Source organism: Bradyrhizobium sp. CIAT3101, assembly GCF_029714945.1.
Lineage (GTDB): Bacteria > Pseudomonadota > Alphaproteobacteria > Rhizobiales > Xanthobacteraceae > Bradyrhizobium.
Genome location: NZ_CP121634.1, coordinates 3,478,014 through 3,492,459, shown reverse-complemented (window position 1 = coordinate 3,492,459; position 14,446 = coordinate 3,478,014). Strand labels below are relative to the sequence as shown.

Annotated in this window: 15 protein-coding genes; 8 read left to right on the top strand and 7 right to left on the bottom strand. The window is 64.6% G+C overall.

The window, feature by feature from the left end; genetic code table 11:
- Positions 1-13 precede the first annotated feature (13 nt).
- The 4 genes from QA645_RS16335 (at position 14) to QA645_RS16320 (ending at position 5,167) form a co-directional block, all read left to right on the top strand.
- Positions 14-1,519 (top strand): M81 family metallopeptidase, encoded by a 1,506-nt coding sequence (locus tag QA645_RS16335; protein WP_283051487.1) that lies wholly within the window; start codon positions 14-16, stop codon positions 1,517-1,519.
- A 27-nt stretch (positions 1,520-1,546) separates the two neighbouring features.
- Positions 1,547-2,710 carry a M20 aminoacylase family protein gene (locus tag QA645_RS16330; RefSeq protein WP_254132389.1) on the top strand — a complete coding sequence of 388 codons (1,164 nt, stop codon included), beginning with the start codon at positions 1,547-1,549 and terminating at the stop codon, positions 2,708-2,710.
- A 2-nt stretch (positions 2,711-2,712) separates the two neighbouring features.
- On the top strand, positions 2,713-4,134 hold the full coding sequence (locus QA645_RS16325; RefSeq protein ID WP_283051486.1) for an amidase: 1,422 nt from the start codon (positions 2,713-2,715) through the stop codon (positions 4,132-4,134).
- Between the two features lie 142 nt (positions 4,135-4,276).
- Positions 4,277-5,167 carry a crotonase/enoyl-CoA hydratase family protein gene (locus tag QA645_RS16320; protein ID WP_194482029.1) on the top strand — a complete coding sequence of 297 codons (891 nt, stop codon included), beginning with the start codon at positions 4,277-4,279 and terminating at the stop codon, positions 5,165-5,167.
- A gap of 104 nt (positions 5,168-5,271) precedes the next feature.
- On the opposite strand, the gene QA645_RS16315 is transcribed toward QA645_RS16320, so the two are convergent.
- The 3 genes from QA645_RS16315 to QA645_RS16305 form a co-directional block, all read right to left on the bottom strand.
- Complete coding sequence (locus QA645_RS16315) at positions 5,272-6,249, bottom strand: NADPH:quinone oxidoreductase family protein (RefSeq protein ID WP_283051485.1); 978 nt, start codon at positions 6,247-6,249, stop codon at positions 5,272-5,274.
- On the bottom strand, positions 6,249-6,857 hold the full coding sequence (locus tag QA645_RS16310) for a 2-hydroxychromene-2-carboxylate isomerase (RefSeq protein ID WP_283051484.1): 609 nt from the start codon (positions 6,855-6,857) through the stop codon (positions 6,249-6,251). Before QA645_RS16310 ends, QA645_RS16315 begins: the two co-directional genes overlap by 1 nt.
- Before the next feature lie 130 nt (positions 6,858-6,987).
- Positions 6,988-7,689: a glutathione S-transferase N-terminal domain-containing protein gene (locus QA645_RS16305; protein WP_283051483.1), complete on the bottom strand. Its 702-nt coding sequence runs from the start codon at positions 7,687-7,689 to the stop codon at positions 6,988-6,990.
- A 109-nt stretch (positions 7,690-7,798) separates the two neighbouring features.
- On the opposite strand from QA645_RS16305, the gene QA645_RS16300 reads away from it, so the two are divergent.
- Entirely contained in the window at positions 7,799-8,821 is a 1,023-nt protein-coding gene (locus QA645_RS16300) for a methionine synthase (RefSeq protein WP_283051482.1), read from the top strand.
- Positions 8,821-9,054, top strand: coding sequence for a hypothetical protein (locus tag QA645_RS16295; protein ID WP_283051481.1), 234 nt, complete (start codon positions 8,821-8,823; stop codon positions 9,052-9,054). The genes QA645_RS16300 and QA645_RS16295 overlap by 1 nt, the downstream gene beginning before the upstream one ends.
- On the opposite strand, the gene QA645_RS16290 is transcribed toward QA645_RS16295, so the two are convergent.
- The 4 genes from QA645_RS16290 to QA645_RS16275 form a co-directional block, all read right to left on the bottom strand.
- A complete protein-coding gene (locus QA645_RS16290) occupies positions 9,051-9,668 on the bottom strand; it encodes a hypothetical protein (protein ID WP_283051480.1) in 618 nt (205 codons plus the stop codon). The genes QA645_RS16295 and QA645_RS16290 overlap by 4 nt on opposite strands.
- Positions 9,668-10,333, bottom strand: coding sequence for a class II aldolase/adducin family protein (locus QA645_RS16285; RefSeq protein WP_283053218.1), 666 nt, complete (start codon positions 10,331-10,333; stop codon positions 9,668-9,670). Before QA645_RS16285 ends, QA645_RS16290 begins: the two co-directional genes overlap by 1 nt.
- A 145-nt stretch (positions 10,334-10,478) precedes the next feature.
- Entirely contained in the window at positions 10,479-11,006 is a 528-nt protein-coding gene (gene gpt, locus QA645_RS16280) for a xanthine phosphoribosyltransferase (protein ID WP_283051479.1), read from the bottom strand.
- A gap of 38 nt (positions 11,007-11,044) precedes the next feature.
- Positions 11,045-11,782 (bottom strand): molybdopterin-binding protein, encoded by a 738-nt coding sequence (locus QA645_RS16275; protein ID WP_254132399.1) that lies wholly within the window; start codon positions 11,780-11,782, stop codon positions 11,045-11,047.
- Positions 11,783-12,059: 277 nt separating this feature from the next.
- Here QA645_RS16275 and QA645_RS16270 point away from each other — a divergent pair, with 277 nt between their 5' ends.
- Both QA645_RS16270 and QA645_RS16265 read left to right on the top strand, forming a co-directional pair.
- Positions 12,060-13,478, top strand: coding sequence for a circularly permuted type 2 ATP-grasp protein (locus QA645_RS16270; RefSeq protein ID WP_283051478.1), 1,419 nt, complete (start codon positions 12,060-12,062; stop codon positions 13,476-13,478).
- Positions 13,479-13,482: 4 nt separating this feature from the next.
- Positions 13,483-14,427 carry an alpha-E domain-containing protein gene (locus QA645_RS16265; RefSeq protein ID WP_234679117.1) on the top strand — a complete coding sequence of 315 codons (945 nt, stop codon included), beginning with the start codon at positions 13,483-13,485 and terminating at the stop codon, positions 14,425-14,427.
- Positions 14,428-14,446 lie beyond the last annotated feature (19 nt).

Here is a 14,446-nt window from a genome sequence, read left to right as displayed (position 1 = left end):
TGGACTTGCATTGATGACACGCATCGCCGTCGGCGGCTTCCTGCACGAGACCAACACCTTCGCCCCGACGAAGGCAACGTTCGCGGACTTCCAACATGGCGGCGGCTGGCCGGCGATGACCACAGGTCCCGACGTGCTGAAGGTGATGCGGCGCATCAATGTCGGGCTCGCCGGTTTCGTCGACAGCGCCGAGGCCAACGGCTGGGAACTCGTTCCGACGATTGCCTGCGGCGCGAGCCCGTCCGCGCACGTCACCAAGGACGCGTTCGAGCGCATCGTGAAGGTCATGGTGGACGGCATCGCAGCCGCCGGCCCGCTCGACGCCGTCTATCTCGATTTGCACGGCGCGATGGTCACCGAACATCTCGACGACGGTGAAGGCGAGATTCTGGCGCGCGTCCGTCGCGTCATCGGCAAGGATGTCCCGCTGGTCGCGAGCCTCGACCTTCACGCCAACGTCACGCCCGAAATGATGGAACATGCGGACGCGCTGATCGCCTACCGCACCTATCCCCACGTCGACATGGCCGAGACCGGCCGTGCCTCGGCCAAGCACCTTGCTCTGCTTCTGAAGACAAAGCAGCGCTTCGCAAAATCGTTCCGGCAGTTGCCGTTCCTGATCGCGATCAGCTGGCAATGCACCAACGACTTTCCGACCAAAGGCATCTACGAGAAGCTCGCAGCGCTGGAGAACGATGCGGTTCCCACGCTCTCCTTCGCGCCGGGTTTTCCAGCCGCTGATTTCCGCGATTGCGGGCCGAGCGTGTTCGCCTACGGCAGGACGCAAGCAGATGCCGACCGCGCGGCAGATGCGATCGTCAGACTGATCGAAAGCCACGAGGACGATTTCGACGGCAAGATCTGGTCGCCCGATGACGGCGTCCGCCACGCCATGGAACTCTCGAAGAACGCCAGCAAGCCGATCATCATCGCCGATACCCAGGACAATCCCGGTGCCGGCGGCGATTCCGACACTACCGGCATGCTGCGCGCGCTGGTGCGCAACAAGGCGAGCGCCGCGACCGGCGCTATCTACGATCCGGTCTCCGCCAAGGCCGCGCATGCAGCCGGCGTCGGCGCCACCGTGACGCTCTCGCTCGGCGGCAAGTCCGGCATTCCCGGCGACGAGCCCTATACCGAGACCTTCGTCGTCGAAAAGCTCTCCGACGGCCGCTTCATCGCGCCCGGCCCTTATTATGGCGGCCGCGAGATGGAGATGGGCCCGTCCGCGGCCTTGCGTATCGGCGATGTCCGCGTCGTCGTCTCCTCGCACAAGGCGCAGCTCGCCGATCAGGCGATGTACCGCTATGTCGGCATCGAGCCGACGACAGAGAAGATTCTGGTCAACAAGAGCTCGGTGCATTTCCGTGCCGATTTCGAGCCGATCGCGGAAAAGCTGATGATCTGCGCGGCGCCCGGCGCGATGCCGGCCGACACCGCCACCCTGCCCTGGACGCGCCTGCGGCCGGGGATCCGCATCAAGCCGAACGGCCCCGCTTTCGCGCCCAAATCTCGCTAATCAAGTCACGCCAACCGGACAGGACACATGCCCACCATTGACCGCATCGACGGCTACGCCGACGAACTCACCGCCATCCGCCGCGACATCCACGCCCACCCCGAGATCGGCTTCGAGGAGGTCCGCACCTCCGGCATCGTCGCCGACAAGCTGAAGAGCTGGGGCATCGAGGTGCATCGCGGCCTCGGCGGTACCGGCGTGATCGGCGTCATCAAGGGCAAGGGCTCGGGCGGCAAGCGCATCGGCCTCCGCGCCGACATGGACGCGCTGCCGATGGAAGAGAACACCAATCTGAAATGGAGCTCGAAAATCCCCGGCCGCTTCCACGGCTGCGGCCACGACGGCCACACCACCATGCTGCTCGGCACCGCGCGCTATCTCGCCGAGACCCGGAATTTCGACGGCACCGTGCACCTGATCTTCCAGCCGGCCGAGGAAGGCCTCGGCGGCGCCCGCGCGATGATCAAGGACGGCCTGTTCGAGAAATTTCCCTGCGACGAGCTCTACGGCCTGCACAACGCGCCCGACCTCAATCTCGGCGAGATCGCGATCCTGCCCGGTCCGGCGATGGCCAGCGCCGACTTCTTCGATCTCCGCATCACCGGCTACGGCGCGCATGGCGCGATGCCCGAGCGCTCCAAGGACGCGGTGATCATCGCGACCACGCTGGCACAGGCGATCCAGACCATCGTCAGCCGCAACGTCGAGCCGCTGCAGGCTGCTGTCGTCTCGATCACCCAGATCCACGCGGGCTCCGCCTACAACGTCATTCCCGGCGACGCGCATCTTTGCGGCACCATCCGCACCTTCTCCAAGGAAGTCCGCACCCTGGTCAGCGAACGCATCCGCACGATCTGCGCCGGCATCGCGAGCGCCTATCAGTGCGTGATCGACGTCGACATCCGCGACACCTTCAACGTGCTGGTCAACCAGGTCGAGCAGTCCAAGGTGGTCGAGGACGTCGCCCGCACCATCATCGATCCCGCCAAGGTGATCACCCGCAGCCAGCCGAAGATGGGCAGCGAGGATTTCGCCGACATGCTGGAGACCATTCCCGGCGCCTATTTCTGGGTCGGTCATGACGGCTCGGTGCCCGTGCACAATCCCGGCTTCGTACTCGACGACAAGATCCTGCCGATCGGCGCCAGCATGTTCGCCCGGATCATCGAAACGCGCATGCCGGTCGCTTAACAATGCAGAAAAAGAGCGTCGAAGAGGCGGTCACCTCGCTGCACGATCTGTCCGCCGTCGATCTGATCGCGGGCTATCGGGCCAAGCAGTTCTCGCCGAGCGAGGTGCTGGAGGACGTGCTTGCGCATGTCGCTGCGTGGGAGCCGCACCTGAAGGCGCTCTATGCGTTCGATCCCGACAGCGCGCGGGAGGCCGCAGCCGCCTCGACCGCGCGCTGGTCAGGCGGCGAACCGTCAGGCCCGCTCGACGGCGTGCCTGTCACGGTGAAGGACAATATTGCGACCAAGGGCGTGCCGGTGCCGCTGGGGGCTGCGAGCGTCAAGCTCGTGCCGGCCGAGAAGGACGCCCCGCCTGCCGCGCGTCTGCGTGAGGCTGGTGCGATCATCTTCGCCAAGACCACCATGCCCGATTACGGCATGCTGTCATCGGGGCTCTCCTCGTTCCATGCGCTCGCGCGCAATCCCTGGGATCTCTCAAAAAACCCCGGCGGCTCCAGCGCGGGTGCAGGCGCTGCTGCGGCGGCCGGCTATGGGCCGCTGCATCTCGGCACCGATATCGGCGGCTCGGTGCGCCTGCCCGCGGGCTGGTGCGGTCTCGTCGGCCTGAAGCCCAGCTTTGGCCGCGTGCCGATCGATCCCACTTATGTGGGCCGCGTCGCCGGCCCCATGACCCGCACGGTCGACGATTGCGCGCTGATGATGAGCGTGATCGCCAAGCCCGACCGGCGCGACGGCATGAGCCTGCCGGCAGAGCCGCTGAACTGGAAAGGGCTGGAAAAATCTCCGCGCAAATTGCGGATCGGCCTGATGCTCGATGCCGGCGTCGGCCTGCCGGCGGAAAAGCCGGTCCGCGACGTCGCGGTGAAAGCCGCAAAGGCGTTCGAATCCGCTGGCAGCGTCGTCACCGAGGTCGACGGCATCCTCACGCGCGAGATGCTCGATGGTCTCGACAATTTCTGGCGCGCGCGGATGTGGGACGATCTGTCGAAGTTGACGCCGGCCGAACAGGCAAAGGTGCTGCCCTATATCTTCAAATGGGGCGCGTCCGGCGCGAAGCTGTCGGGCGTCGACGTCATCCGTGGCTTCAACCAGACCATGGCGATCCGCGCTGCGGCCTCAAAACTGTTCTGCGAGCTCGACTATGTGATCTCGCCGACCGCGCCGAACGTGAACTATGCGGCGGAATGGGCCTCGCCCACCAACGATCCGATGCGGCCGTTCGAGCACATCTGCTATACCGTACCGTGGAATATGTCGGAGAACCCGGCCGTCTCCATCAATGGCGGCTTCGACGCCAACGGTTTTCCCATCGGCGTGCAGATCGTCGGCCGCCGCTTCGACGATATCGGCGTACTCGGCATGGCCAAGGCCTTCGAGGGCCTGCGCGGGGCGCAGCAGCCCTGGCCGAAGCCGCCGGCGAGGTAGCTTTCTCCGTCATGGCCGGGCTTGTCCCGGCCATCCACGTTCTTGTACTGCATCATCAGATGCCCAGTCCGCGCAAGACGGACAGTGGCGACCGTGCGTCTCGTCTCATCGAGACCGCATTTAAGCTAAGGAAGGAAACCACATGGCGTATGAGACGATCAAATACGAGGTCGCCGAGCAGATCCTCACCATCACGCTGAACCGGCCCGACAAGCTCAACGCCTTCAACGCGCAGATGCAGGCCGAGTTGATCGACGCGTTCGATGCCGCCGACAAGGACGACAATGTCCGCGCCATCATCGTCACCGGCGCCGGCCGCGGATTTTGCGCGGGCGCGGACCTCTCGTCGGGCGCGGATACCTTTGATCGCGACGCGCGGCGCGGGCCGGTGAAGCGCTTTGCCGACGGCAAGGTCGATTACAGCGATCCGCAGGTGCGGGATGGCGGCGGCCAGGTCACCTTGCGCATCTTCAAGTGCCTGAAGCCGGTGATCGCCGCGGTGAACGGGCCAGCCGTCGGCATCGGCGTCACCATGCAGCTCGCCATGGACATCCGCATCGCCTCGGACGCAGCGCGCTTCGGCTTCGTGTTCTCCCAGCGCGGCATCGTGCCGGAGGCGGCCTCGAGCTGGTTCCTGCCGCGCATCGTCGGCATCTCGCAGGCGCTGGAATGGTGCTATTCGGGCCGCGTCTTCCCGGCCCAGGAAGCGCTCGCCGGTCGCCTCGTCAGTAAGGTCGTGGCGCCGGATGATCTGTTGCCGACCGCCCGCGCGCTCGCCAAGGAATTCGCGGCCAAGACCGCGCCGGTGTCGGTGGCGCTGATCCGGCAGATGATGTGGCGCATGATGGGCGCGGACGATCCGATGGAAGCCCACAAGGTCGACAGCCGCGGCATCTACGCCCGTGGCCGCTCCGAGGATGTGAAGGAAGGCGTGGTGTCGTTCCTGGAGAAGCGGCCGGCGCAGTTCAAGAACAAGGTGTCGAGCGATATGCCGGACTATTTCCCTTGGTGGACGGAGCGGGAATACAAGTAGCTTCGTAGGGCGGGTTAGCCGAAGGCGTAACCCGCCACTTCTCTCGCGGCAATCAAACGGCGGATTACGCTTCGCTAATCCGCCCTACGAACATAGCGGCACCGTCAATCCATCACCAGCGCCACGCGCCCGATCGCCTTGCGGTCGAGCAGCAACCGCATCGCCTTGGCGTAATCCTCCAACGGCAGGCGATGCGAAATGTTCGGGCGCAGCTTGCCCTCCTCCGCCCATTGCAGCAGCGCCTTCAGGCGCACTTCGCCAAGCGCCGGATTTTTCCGCACCGCCTCGCCCGCACGCACCCCTAACACGCTGGCGCCCTTGATCAGCAGCAAATTGGTCTTGGCCGAGCCGATGCCTCCGGTGAAACCGATCACCAGCAGCCGCGCGCCCCAGGCGATGCAGCGCATCGAGTTCTCGAACACGTCGCCGCCGACAGGATCGAACACCACGTCGGCGCCGCGGCCATCGGTGATGCGCTTGACGGCATCACGAAACGGTTCGCGGTCGTAGCGCACGAGATGATCAGCACCGCGCGATTTGGCAATGGCCAGCTTCTCGTCGCTGGACGCCGTCGCGATCACGGTCGCGCCCAGCATCTTGCCGATCTCGACAGCCGCAAGGCCGACGCCGCCGCCGGCGCCGTGCACCAGCAATACCTCGCCGGGCTCGACCCGGCCGCGATCGATCAGCGCGTGATAGGCCGTGCCGTGACCGGCGAGATAGGTCGCACCTTCCGCATAGTCGAACGTCGACGGCATCGGCGTGAGCTGCGCCGGCGTCACCACGGCTTCATCCGTGAAGGCGCCGTGACGCATCTTGACGATGACCTTGTCGCCGATAGCGACGCCCTTCGCCTCCGCGCCGACTTCAGTCACATCGCCGGCGGCTTCCATACCGGGCGTGAACGGCAACTCGGGCTTGAGCTGGTATTCGCCGGCGGCCATCAGCACATCAGGGAAATTCAGGCCAGCGGCGCGGATCGCGACACGGACCTCGCCCGGCTTCAGGGCGCGCGAGGGAAACTCTTCCAGCAGCAAGCGCTCGGGCGCACCGAGCGCGCGGCAAACAACAGCCCGTACCATCAGGCCGCGCTCGCCTTGCTGCGCTTAAGCGCCTCGCGGATCAGCGGCAGGCGGTCATTGCCGAAATACATGTCGGTCTTGTTGACGAAGATCGTCGGCGAGCCGAAGCCGCCGCGGGCGACGACCTCCTCCGTGTTGGCTTTGAGCTGGTCCTTGATCGCCTGCTCCGAGATGCCCGCGAAGAACTTTTGCTCGTCGATGCCGGCTTTCTTGCAGATCTCGGCCAGCACCGCGTCCTGCGAAATGTCCTTGTCAGCGCCCCAATAGGCCTCGAACACGCTCGTGGCGAACGGCACCATGTCCTTGCCCAACCAGATGCAGCCGCGCATCGCCTTGACGCTGTTCACCGGAAACACCGTCGGCGGCATCTTGATCGCAAGGCCAGCCGAGCGCGCCCAGTCGGCGAGGTCCTTCTTCATGTAACGCGCCTTCAACGGCACCGGCGTCTCCCGCTGCGCGTAGACGCTCGGGTTGACGGTGTTGAAGATGCCGCCAACCAGGATCGGCCGCCAGATGATCTCGGCGCCGAGCTCGCTCGCGAGCGGCTGGATGTTGTGGAAGGCGAGATAGGTCCAGGGGCTGGAACAGTCGAAGAAGAACTCGATCATGGTGTTTCCTTTACTGACGGACCTCATCCTGAGGAGGCCGCATAGCGGCCGTCTCGAAGGATGGCCGCGGGTGACAACCGGGCCTTCATGGTTCGAGACGCGCCTGCGGCGCTCCTCACCATGAGGAGCACTACCTCTTTCCCAACACTTCCTTAGCCCGCTGGCCGAACATGATCTTGCGTGATTCCTCGTCGAACGGCTCTTTCACGAATTTTCCGATCGCGAGCCCGGCCTGCACCTGCGGCCTGGCTCTCACCTCGGCGTACCAGCGCTTCACGTTCGGATAGTCGTCGAGCGTAAAGCCCTGCGCCTTGTGGGTCATGGTCCAGGGGAAGCAGGCGATGTCGGCGATCGAATAGTCGCCGGCGACATAGGCGCCGGTCGTGGCGAGTTGGCGATCGAGCACGCCATAGAGCCGCGCAGCCTCGTCGCGGTAGCGCTCGATCGCATAGGGAATCTTCTCCGCCGCATAGAGCGCAAAATGGCCGTGCTGACCGAGCATCGGCCCGAGCCCCGCCATCTGCCACATCACCCATTGGATGGTGGCGGAGCGGCCGCGGAGATCACCGGGGAGAAAGCGGCCGGTCTTCTCCGCCAGATAGATCAGGATGGCACCGGTCTCGAAAACCGAGAACGGCCCACCGCCATCGGCGGGATCATGATCGACAATCGCGGGAATGCGGTTGTTGGGCGAGATCGCCAGAAAGTCGGGACTGAACTGCTCGCCGGCGCGGATGTTGACGGGCTTCACGGTATAGGGAAGCCCGAGTTCCTCCAGCATGATCGAGATTTTCCAGCCGTTCGGCGTCGGCGCGTAGTGGAGGTCGATCATCACCTTCCCTGTCGTCGCCGATGGAATGGAGGGCGACTTTTGTTGTTCTGTACCTCGACGTTAAGACATGGCAGACAGAGGCGCAATCACAACCCGCCGGGAGGGACCCATGCTGTTTCCAACGACGATCGCCGGCTCCTTGCCGAAGCCGGAATGGCTCGCTGAACCCAACATGCTCTGGGCGCCCTGGAAGTCGCAAGGCGACGAGCTGCTCCGCGCCAAGCGCGACGCCACGCTGATCTGGCTGAAGATCCAGGAGGACGCCGGCATCGACATCGTCACCGAGGGCGAGCAGGCCCGGCAGCATTTCGTGCACGGTTTCCTCGAGAAGATCGAGGGCATCGATTTCGCCCACAAGGTTGAGATGGGCATCCGGAAAGATCGCTACAAGGCAATGGTGCCGCAGGTCGTCGCGCCGCTGCGGCTGAAGGGGCGCGTCCACGACTTCGAGGCCCGCGTCGCGCGCACGCATACGAAGAAGAAGCTCAAGTTCACCCTGCCCGGCCCGATGACCATTATCGACACCATCTCCGACAGTTACTATGGCGACCGCGTCAAGATGGCCTTTGCCTTCGCCGAGCTCTTGAACGAAGAAGCCAAGGCGCTGCAGGCCGACGGCGTCGATCTCGTGCAGTTCGACGAGCCCGCCTTCAACGTCTACATGGACGAGGTCAACGACTGGGGCATCAAGGCGCTGGAGCGCGCCGCGCAAGGCCTCACCTGCGCCACCGCCGTCCACATCTGCTACGGCTACGGCATCAAGGCCAATACCGACTGGAAGGAGACGCTCGGCGCGCAGTGGCGGCAGTACGAGCAGATTTTTCCGGCGATCGATGCGAGCCCGATCCAGCAGGTCGCGATCGAGTGCCGCAATTCCAAGGTGCCGCTCGATCTGCTCGCGCTTTTGAAGACCAAGATCGTCCAGGCCGGCGTGATCGATGTCGCCAGCGATACGGTCGAGACTGCCGAGGACGTCGTCAAGGTGATCGACGCGGTGTCGAAATTCGTGCCCAAGAGCAACATCATCGCCACCACCAATTGCGGCATGGCGCCGATGCGGCGCGAGATCGCCGAAGCCAAGCTGATGGCGCTCGGCGCCGGCGCTGCGCTGGCGCGTGAGAAGCTCGGGTGATGGTGGTTGTTCGGACGGCACTTGCCGCCGTCGCGCTGGCAGCGCTCATGCTGCCGGCGCAGGCGGAAGATCGCTCGGTGCTCATGAATTGCAAGGCGATGGTGGAGCGTGCGTCGAAGGATGCCAGTGCCGCGAGCGAAGCCGAGCTGACCCGCTGCCGCCAGGTGATCCGCGAATGGGCGCTGCGCGATGCGCGCACGACGGTGGATGAAGAGGGCAAGCCGCTGCGCTAGCCGCGTGCGGTCGGATGCAGCACGGGCTGGTAGCCCGCGTTCATCGTGCGCAGCGTCGATGGCGGCGTCAGCAGTGTCGCTTCAACGGGGTGACGCTCGACCGCGCCATAGCCCTCCGGCGACCACAGCAGCGCCCTGCCTCGCGTGACCAGATAGCTCTCCTCCCCCTGCTGCAGCATCGCGCCTTCGGGAAGCTGGTCGAGCGGCACCAGCAGCGCGTGCAGCCGCTTCCTGCCGTGATCGAGCCGCTCGTGGTGCAGCACGGTGTCGATGTCGTGCATGCGGACGTCGTGCACGCGGTTGCCCTTCTCCCACGCGGCGCGGAAGCGGTTGGCGTCGTCGCGACGGCAGTAGAAGCAGGGACGATGCCCGGCAGCGAGCGCGGTCGCTTCATCGAGAAAGAACAGCTCGGTCCAGCTCCGCTGCGCCATCACCTCGCGGCGGCGGCCCCGGAATTCGCAGGTGCAGGTGAGCCAGGCCGGCGACGACCAGCGCTTCTTCAGCAGCGTCTTCGTCGCGGGATCGTGGATGATGCCGCGGTTGCCGGTGAACAGCCCACGATGCGGGGTGGCGATGATGTCGCCGGTCGGCGTGACGCGGTTTTGCAGGGGCATTATTTTGTCGCCGCTGTGACACGCATCTTCCAGAGATTCCAGACGCGATCGAGCACCTGAACATTGACCGCATCGGCCTTCGTCGCCTCGGTCGGGGTCAGATAGTTGACCTCGCCGCCGAGCGCGAGGGCCTGCGACAGCAGCCGCGCATCGACGTCGGTGTAATAGGCGCGGAACACCGCGAGCTTCACGGATGGGCCGACCGTCGCATCGCCATGGCCACGCATCAGCACCACCGATTTGTCTGCGAGCGCGAGCGCCAGCGACTTGCCGATCGCCGCGTTGCTGACGAGCATGTTGGTCTCGCCGAACTCCTTGCGTATCTCCCAGACCGGCGCCCCCGCGCCGAGGAAGGCCGCGTTGTGGAAGATGGGCCGCAAGCTCACCTGGCTGACCGTGAACGGGATCACGCCGGGCGAGTGCGTATGCACCACCGCCATCACGTCCGGCCGCGCCCTGTAGATCTCGCTGTGGATGAAGCGCTCGAGGAAGACGGTGCGGCCCTTGGCATCGACGGCGTTGCCGTCGAGATCGAACTCCATGACGTCGTCGGCGGTGACCAGCGCCGGCGCCAGCGAGCGCGACATCAGGAAGCGATCGGGATGGCCGGGATCACGCGCGCTGACATGACCGAATGCGTCAACCACACCGAACTCGGCGAGCACGCGGCTGCCGACCACGATGTCGTCGATGACAGAAGCACGGTCCTGGCTGCGCGCCTCGGCCGTCAGGCCCATCGCCGCGAGCGCGACGATGAAGCCACAAAGTGCCAACCGCGCGCGTCCGGCCATGGCCATCAGCCTTTCGTGCCTACGCAGCACCGTCGCGGAGCGGCGGGTGGTAGGAGAGCGCAGTATCCCAGGGGAAGAAGATCCAGGTGTCCTGCGAGACCTCCGTGATGAACGTGTCGACCAGCGGACGCCCCTTTGGCTTGGCGTAAACTGTCGCGAAATGCGCATCGGGCAGCATCTCGCGCACCAGCTTGCCGGTCTTGCCGGTATCGACGAGGTCATCGACGATCAACAGGCCCTTGCCGGTGCCGCCGCCGAGCGTCATCGCTTGTTCCGAGATACCTTTCAGAACCTGGAGCTCACCCTGCTTGTCATGATCGTAGCTGGCGATGCAGACCGTATCGATCACGCGCACGCCGAGCTCGCGCGCCACGATCGCAGCCGGCACCAGGCCGCCGCGGGTGATCGCGATCACCGCATGGAACGGACCGACCTCGTTGAGCCGCCAGGTCAGCGCCCGGCAATCCCGGTGGAACTGGTCCCACGACACCGGAAAGGGCCGGCCCGCCCGCTCCTGCGCGCTCAGTTCCGGTGCTTCACCAGCCATCATCGTCTCCTGCATTCGTCTGCCGGCAGCTCCATTTGCTACCGGGTGATGTTCAATCCCGCCAGCATTTCCTTCACCGCCGACATCGCGGATGCGAGCTTATCCGCATCGCGCGAGCGCACCACCAGATTGGTGTTCGGCTTTTGCTCCTCGTCCATGAAGGGATAGCTGCCGATGATGGTGTCGGGATGAGCGGCGGCGATCGCCCGCAGCGGGCTGCCGATGTCGCCTTCCCGCGCATTGGCACGGACCGATTCCGACAGCATGCGAACGCCGGATTTCAGCTTGGGCGAGACGATGTCCATCATCGCCTGCATGATCGAGGGCACGCCGGCCATCACGATGACATTGCCGATCTTGAATCCGGGGGCGAGGATGGTCGCGCTCTGGATCAGCTCGGCGCCGTCGGGAATGCGAGCCATGCGCAGGCGGGCCTCGTTGAGGTCCTGCTCGCTCCAGCGCTCCTTGAAGCGGGCGACCACCTCCGGGTGATGGTCGATGCCGACGCCGAACGCCTTGGCGACGCTATCAGCAGTGATGTCGTCATGGGTTGGCCCAATGCCGCCGGTGGTGAACACATAATTGTAGCGATGCCGCAGTGCATCCAAGGCGGCGATGATGTCGGGCTCGTCGTCGGAGACGACCCGGACTTCCTTCAGGTCGATGCCGATATTGGTCAGGTATTCGGCGATGAAGCCGATATTCTTGTCCTTGGTCCGGCCGGACAGGATTTCATCCCCGATGACCAGAATGCCCGCCGTGACGATCTCGCTCATGCCTTAAGTCCCTCACCTCTGGTCCCGACTTTGCCGAGGTAACGCGTTGAAGTCACGCGGTTTTGCTGCCGAAATAAGCAGTCCTCAGCCATTTTTTCAGGCAGGTCACCGGTCATCCCCGGCAAATGCCCCTTCTCAATGCTTATAGCGCTGGCCCGCCCCTTGCTACCTCCTCAGAGTCATGCACTCTTGCCGCATGGCCAGGACGTTGCGGTCTTCACCAAGGCCTGACGACCTGTCCAATGGCGCAACGCCTAGCGGAGACAAGTCGGGATCTATGGCAGTCGCGTTTGACGAAATGAATATTCCGGGTGGGGACCTTCGTCCCGCCTATCAGGAGCTGGCACGCTGGCTCAAGGAGACGCCTCCAGAGGCGCTCGAATATCGCCGCCAGGAGGCCGAGCTCCTGTTCCGCCGCATCGGCATCACCTTTGCGGTCTATGGGGACTCCGAATCCACCGAGCGCCTGATCCCGTTCGACGTGATCCCGCGGATCATGTCCGGCAAGGAATGGACGCTGCTGGAGAAAGGCCTGAAGCAGCGCGTCAAGGCGCTGAACATGTTCCTGCGCGACATCTATCACGGCCGCGACATCCTCCGCGCCGAGATCGTGCCCGACGATCTGATCTTCCAGAACCCGGTCTTCCGCCCCGAGATGAACGGCCAGCAGGTGCCGCACGACGTTTACGTGCACATCGCCGGCATCGATATCATCAGGGTCGATGCCAACGACTTCATCGTGCTGGAGGACAATGCGCGCACGCCGTCGGGCGTGTCCTACATGCTGGAAAACCGCGAGATCATGATGCGGCTGTTTCCGGATCTGTTCGCCCGCCACAGAGTGGCGCCGGTCGAGCGCTATCCGGACGAACTGCTCTCCGCGCTGCGATCGGTCGCACCGAACAGTGCCTCGGGTGAACCGACGGTCGCTCTGCTCACGCCCGGCGTCTACAACTCCGCCTATTACGAGCACTCCTTCCTTGCCGACAAGCTCGGCATCGAGCTGGTCGAGGGCCGCGACCTCATCGTCAAGAACAACGAAGTGTTCATGCGGACGACCGAGGGCGTGAAACGGGTCGATGTGATCTACCGCCGCGTCGACGACGATTTCCTCGATCCCCTCACCTTCCGTCCCGACTCCGCGCTCGGTGTGCCCGGGCTGATGTCGGCCTACGCGGCCGGCAACATCACGCTCGCCAATGCGGTCGGCACCGGCATCGCCGACGACAAGGCGATCTACTCCTACATGCCGGAGATCGTGAAATTCTACCTCGGCGAGGAGCCGATCCTGAAGAACGTGCAGACCTGGCGCTGCCGCGAGCCGAAGGATCTCGCTTACGTGCTCGACCATCTCGGCGATCTCGTCGTCAAGGAAGTGCACGGCTCTGGCGGCTACGGCATGCTGATCGGCCCCGCGGCGACGAAAGCAACGATCGAAGCCTTCCGCGAGAAGCTCAAGCGCGAGCCGGAAGGCTTCATCGCCCAGCCGACGCTGGCGCTCTCGACCTGCCCGACCTGCACGGCAAGCGGCCTCGCGCCGCGCCATGTCGACCTGCGCCCCTTCGTGCTCACCGGCAGCAAGAGCACGACGATCGTGCCGGGCGGGCTGACACGTGTTGCGCTGAAGGAAGGTTCGCTCGTGGTGAATTCGAGCCAGGGCGGCGGCACCAAAGACACCTGGATTTTGGACGAGTAGAGAGATGCTGTCGCGTACCGCCGAAAACCTCTACTGGCTCGCCCGCTATGTCGAACGGGCCGAATATCTCGCGCGCACCATTGATGCGACCTTGCGCGTCACCGCGCTTCCCGCCGCCTATATCGGCAAGACCAACGAATGGGACTCCGCCCTGCTCACCGCCGGCGTCGCGGAAAGCTTCTATCAGACCCACGAGGAAGCCAACGAGCACAACGTCGTCGACTACCTGTCGTTCTCGGCCGACAACCCGTCCTCGATCAGGAACTGCATCGAGGCCGCGCGGCTGAATTCGCGCTCGGTGCGCACCGCGCTGACCAGCGAGATGTGGGACACCATCAACTCGGCCTGGATCGAGCTGCAGGCGGTCTGGAGCAAGGGCACCTCCACACGCGAGGACCTCGCGAAATTCCTGCGCTTCGTGCAGGAGACCTCGCTGCGCTTCGACGGCTCGGCATACCGCACCATGCTGCGCAACGACGCCTACTGGTTCTCGCGCCTCGGCCTGCATCTGGAGCGCGCCGACAACACCGCACGCATTCTCGACGTCAAGTATCACGTGCTGCTGCCCGAGGAGGAGCACGTCGGCGGTCCGCTCGACTTCTATCAGTGGAGCTCGATCCTGCGTTCGGTGTCGGCGCTGACGGCGTATCACTGGGTCTACCGCGAGACGCTGAAGCCCTGGCTGGTCGCGGACCTGCTCATTCTCAACGGCACGCTGCCGCGCTCGCTGGCCAGCTGCTACGACAATCTCACGCGCAACCTCGACCAGATCGGCGTCGCCTATGGCCGCCAGGGTCCGGCGCAACGCCACGCCCGCGGCATCCGCAACCGGCTGGAACACAGCAACATGAACGACATTTTCCAGCACGGCGTGCATGAATTCATTCAGGAATTCATCGCGGACAATTCCAGGCTGGGCGAAATCATCACGAAGCAGTATTTGATCTGATGTCCCCCGGCTGACGAAA

Bases quoted from the DNA above. Each gene is read 5' to 3' on its own strand.
- QA645_RS16335 (WP_283051487.1), top strand. From the start codon at position 14: ATGACACGCATCGCCGTCGGCGGCTTCCTGCACGAGACCAACACCTTC.
- QA645_RS16330 (WP_254132389.1), top strand. From the start codon at position 1,547: ATGCCCACCATTGACCGCATCGACGGCTACGCCGACGAACTCACCGCC.
- QA645_RS16325 (WP_283051486.1), top strand. From the start codon at position 2,713: ATGCAGAAAAAGAGCGTCGAAGAGGCGGTCACCTCGCTGCACGATCTG.
- QA645_RS16320 (WP_194482029.1), top strand. From the start codon at position 4,277: ATGGCGTATGAGACGATCAAATACGAGGTCGCCGAGCAGATCCTCACC.
- QA645_RS16315 (WP_283051485.1), bottom strand. From the start codon at position 6,249: ATGGTACGGGCTGTTGTTTGCCGCGCGCTCGGTGCGCCCGAGCGCTTG.
- QA645_RS16310 (WP_283051484.1), bottom strand. From the start codon at position 6,857: ATGATCGAGTTCTTCTTCGACTGTTCCAGCCCCTGGACCTATCTCGCC.
- QA645_RS16305 (WP_283051483.1), bottom strand. From the start codon at position 7,689: ATGATCGACCTCCACTACGCGCCGACGCCGAACGGCTGGAAAATCTCG.
- QA645_RS16300 (WP_283051482.1), top strand. From the start codon at position 7,799: ATGCTGTTTCCAACGACGATCGCCGGCTCCTTGCCGAAGCCGGAATGG.
- QA645_RS16295 (WP_283051481.1), top strand. From the start codon at position 8,821: ATGGTGGTTGTTCGGACGGCACTTGCCGCCGTCGCGCTGGCAGCGCTC.
- QA645_RS16290 (WP_283051480.1), bottom strand. From the start codon at position 9,668: ATGCCCCTGCAAAACCGCGTCACGCCGACCGGCGACATCATCGCCACC.
- gpt (WP_283051479.1), bottom strand. From the start codon at position 11,006: ATGGCTGGTGAAGCACCGGAACTGAGCGCGCAGGAGCGGGCGGGCCGG.
- QA645_RS16275 (WP_254132399.1), bottom strand. From the start codon at position 11,782: ATGAGCGAGATCGTCACGGCGGGCATTCTGGTCATCGGGGATGAAATC.
- QA645_RS16270 (WP_283051478.1), top strand. From the start codon at position 12,060: ATGGCAGTCGCGTTTGACGAAATGAATATTCCGGGTGGGGACCTTCGT.
- QA645_RS16265 (WP_234679117.1), top strand. From the start codon at position 13,483: ATGCTGTCGCGTACCGCCGAAAACCTCTACTGGCTCGCCCGCTATGTC.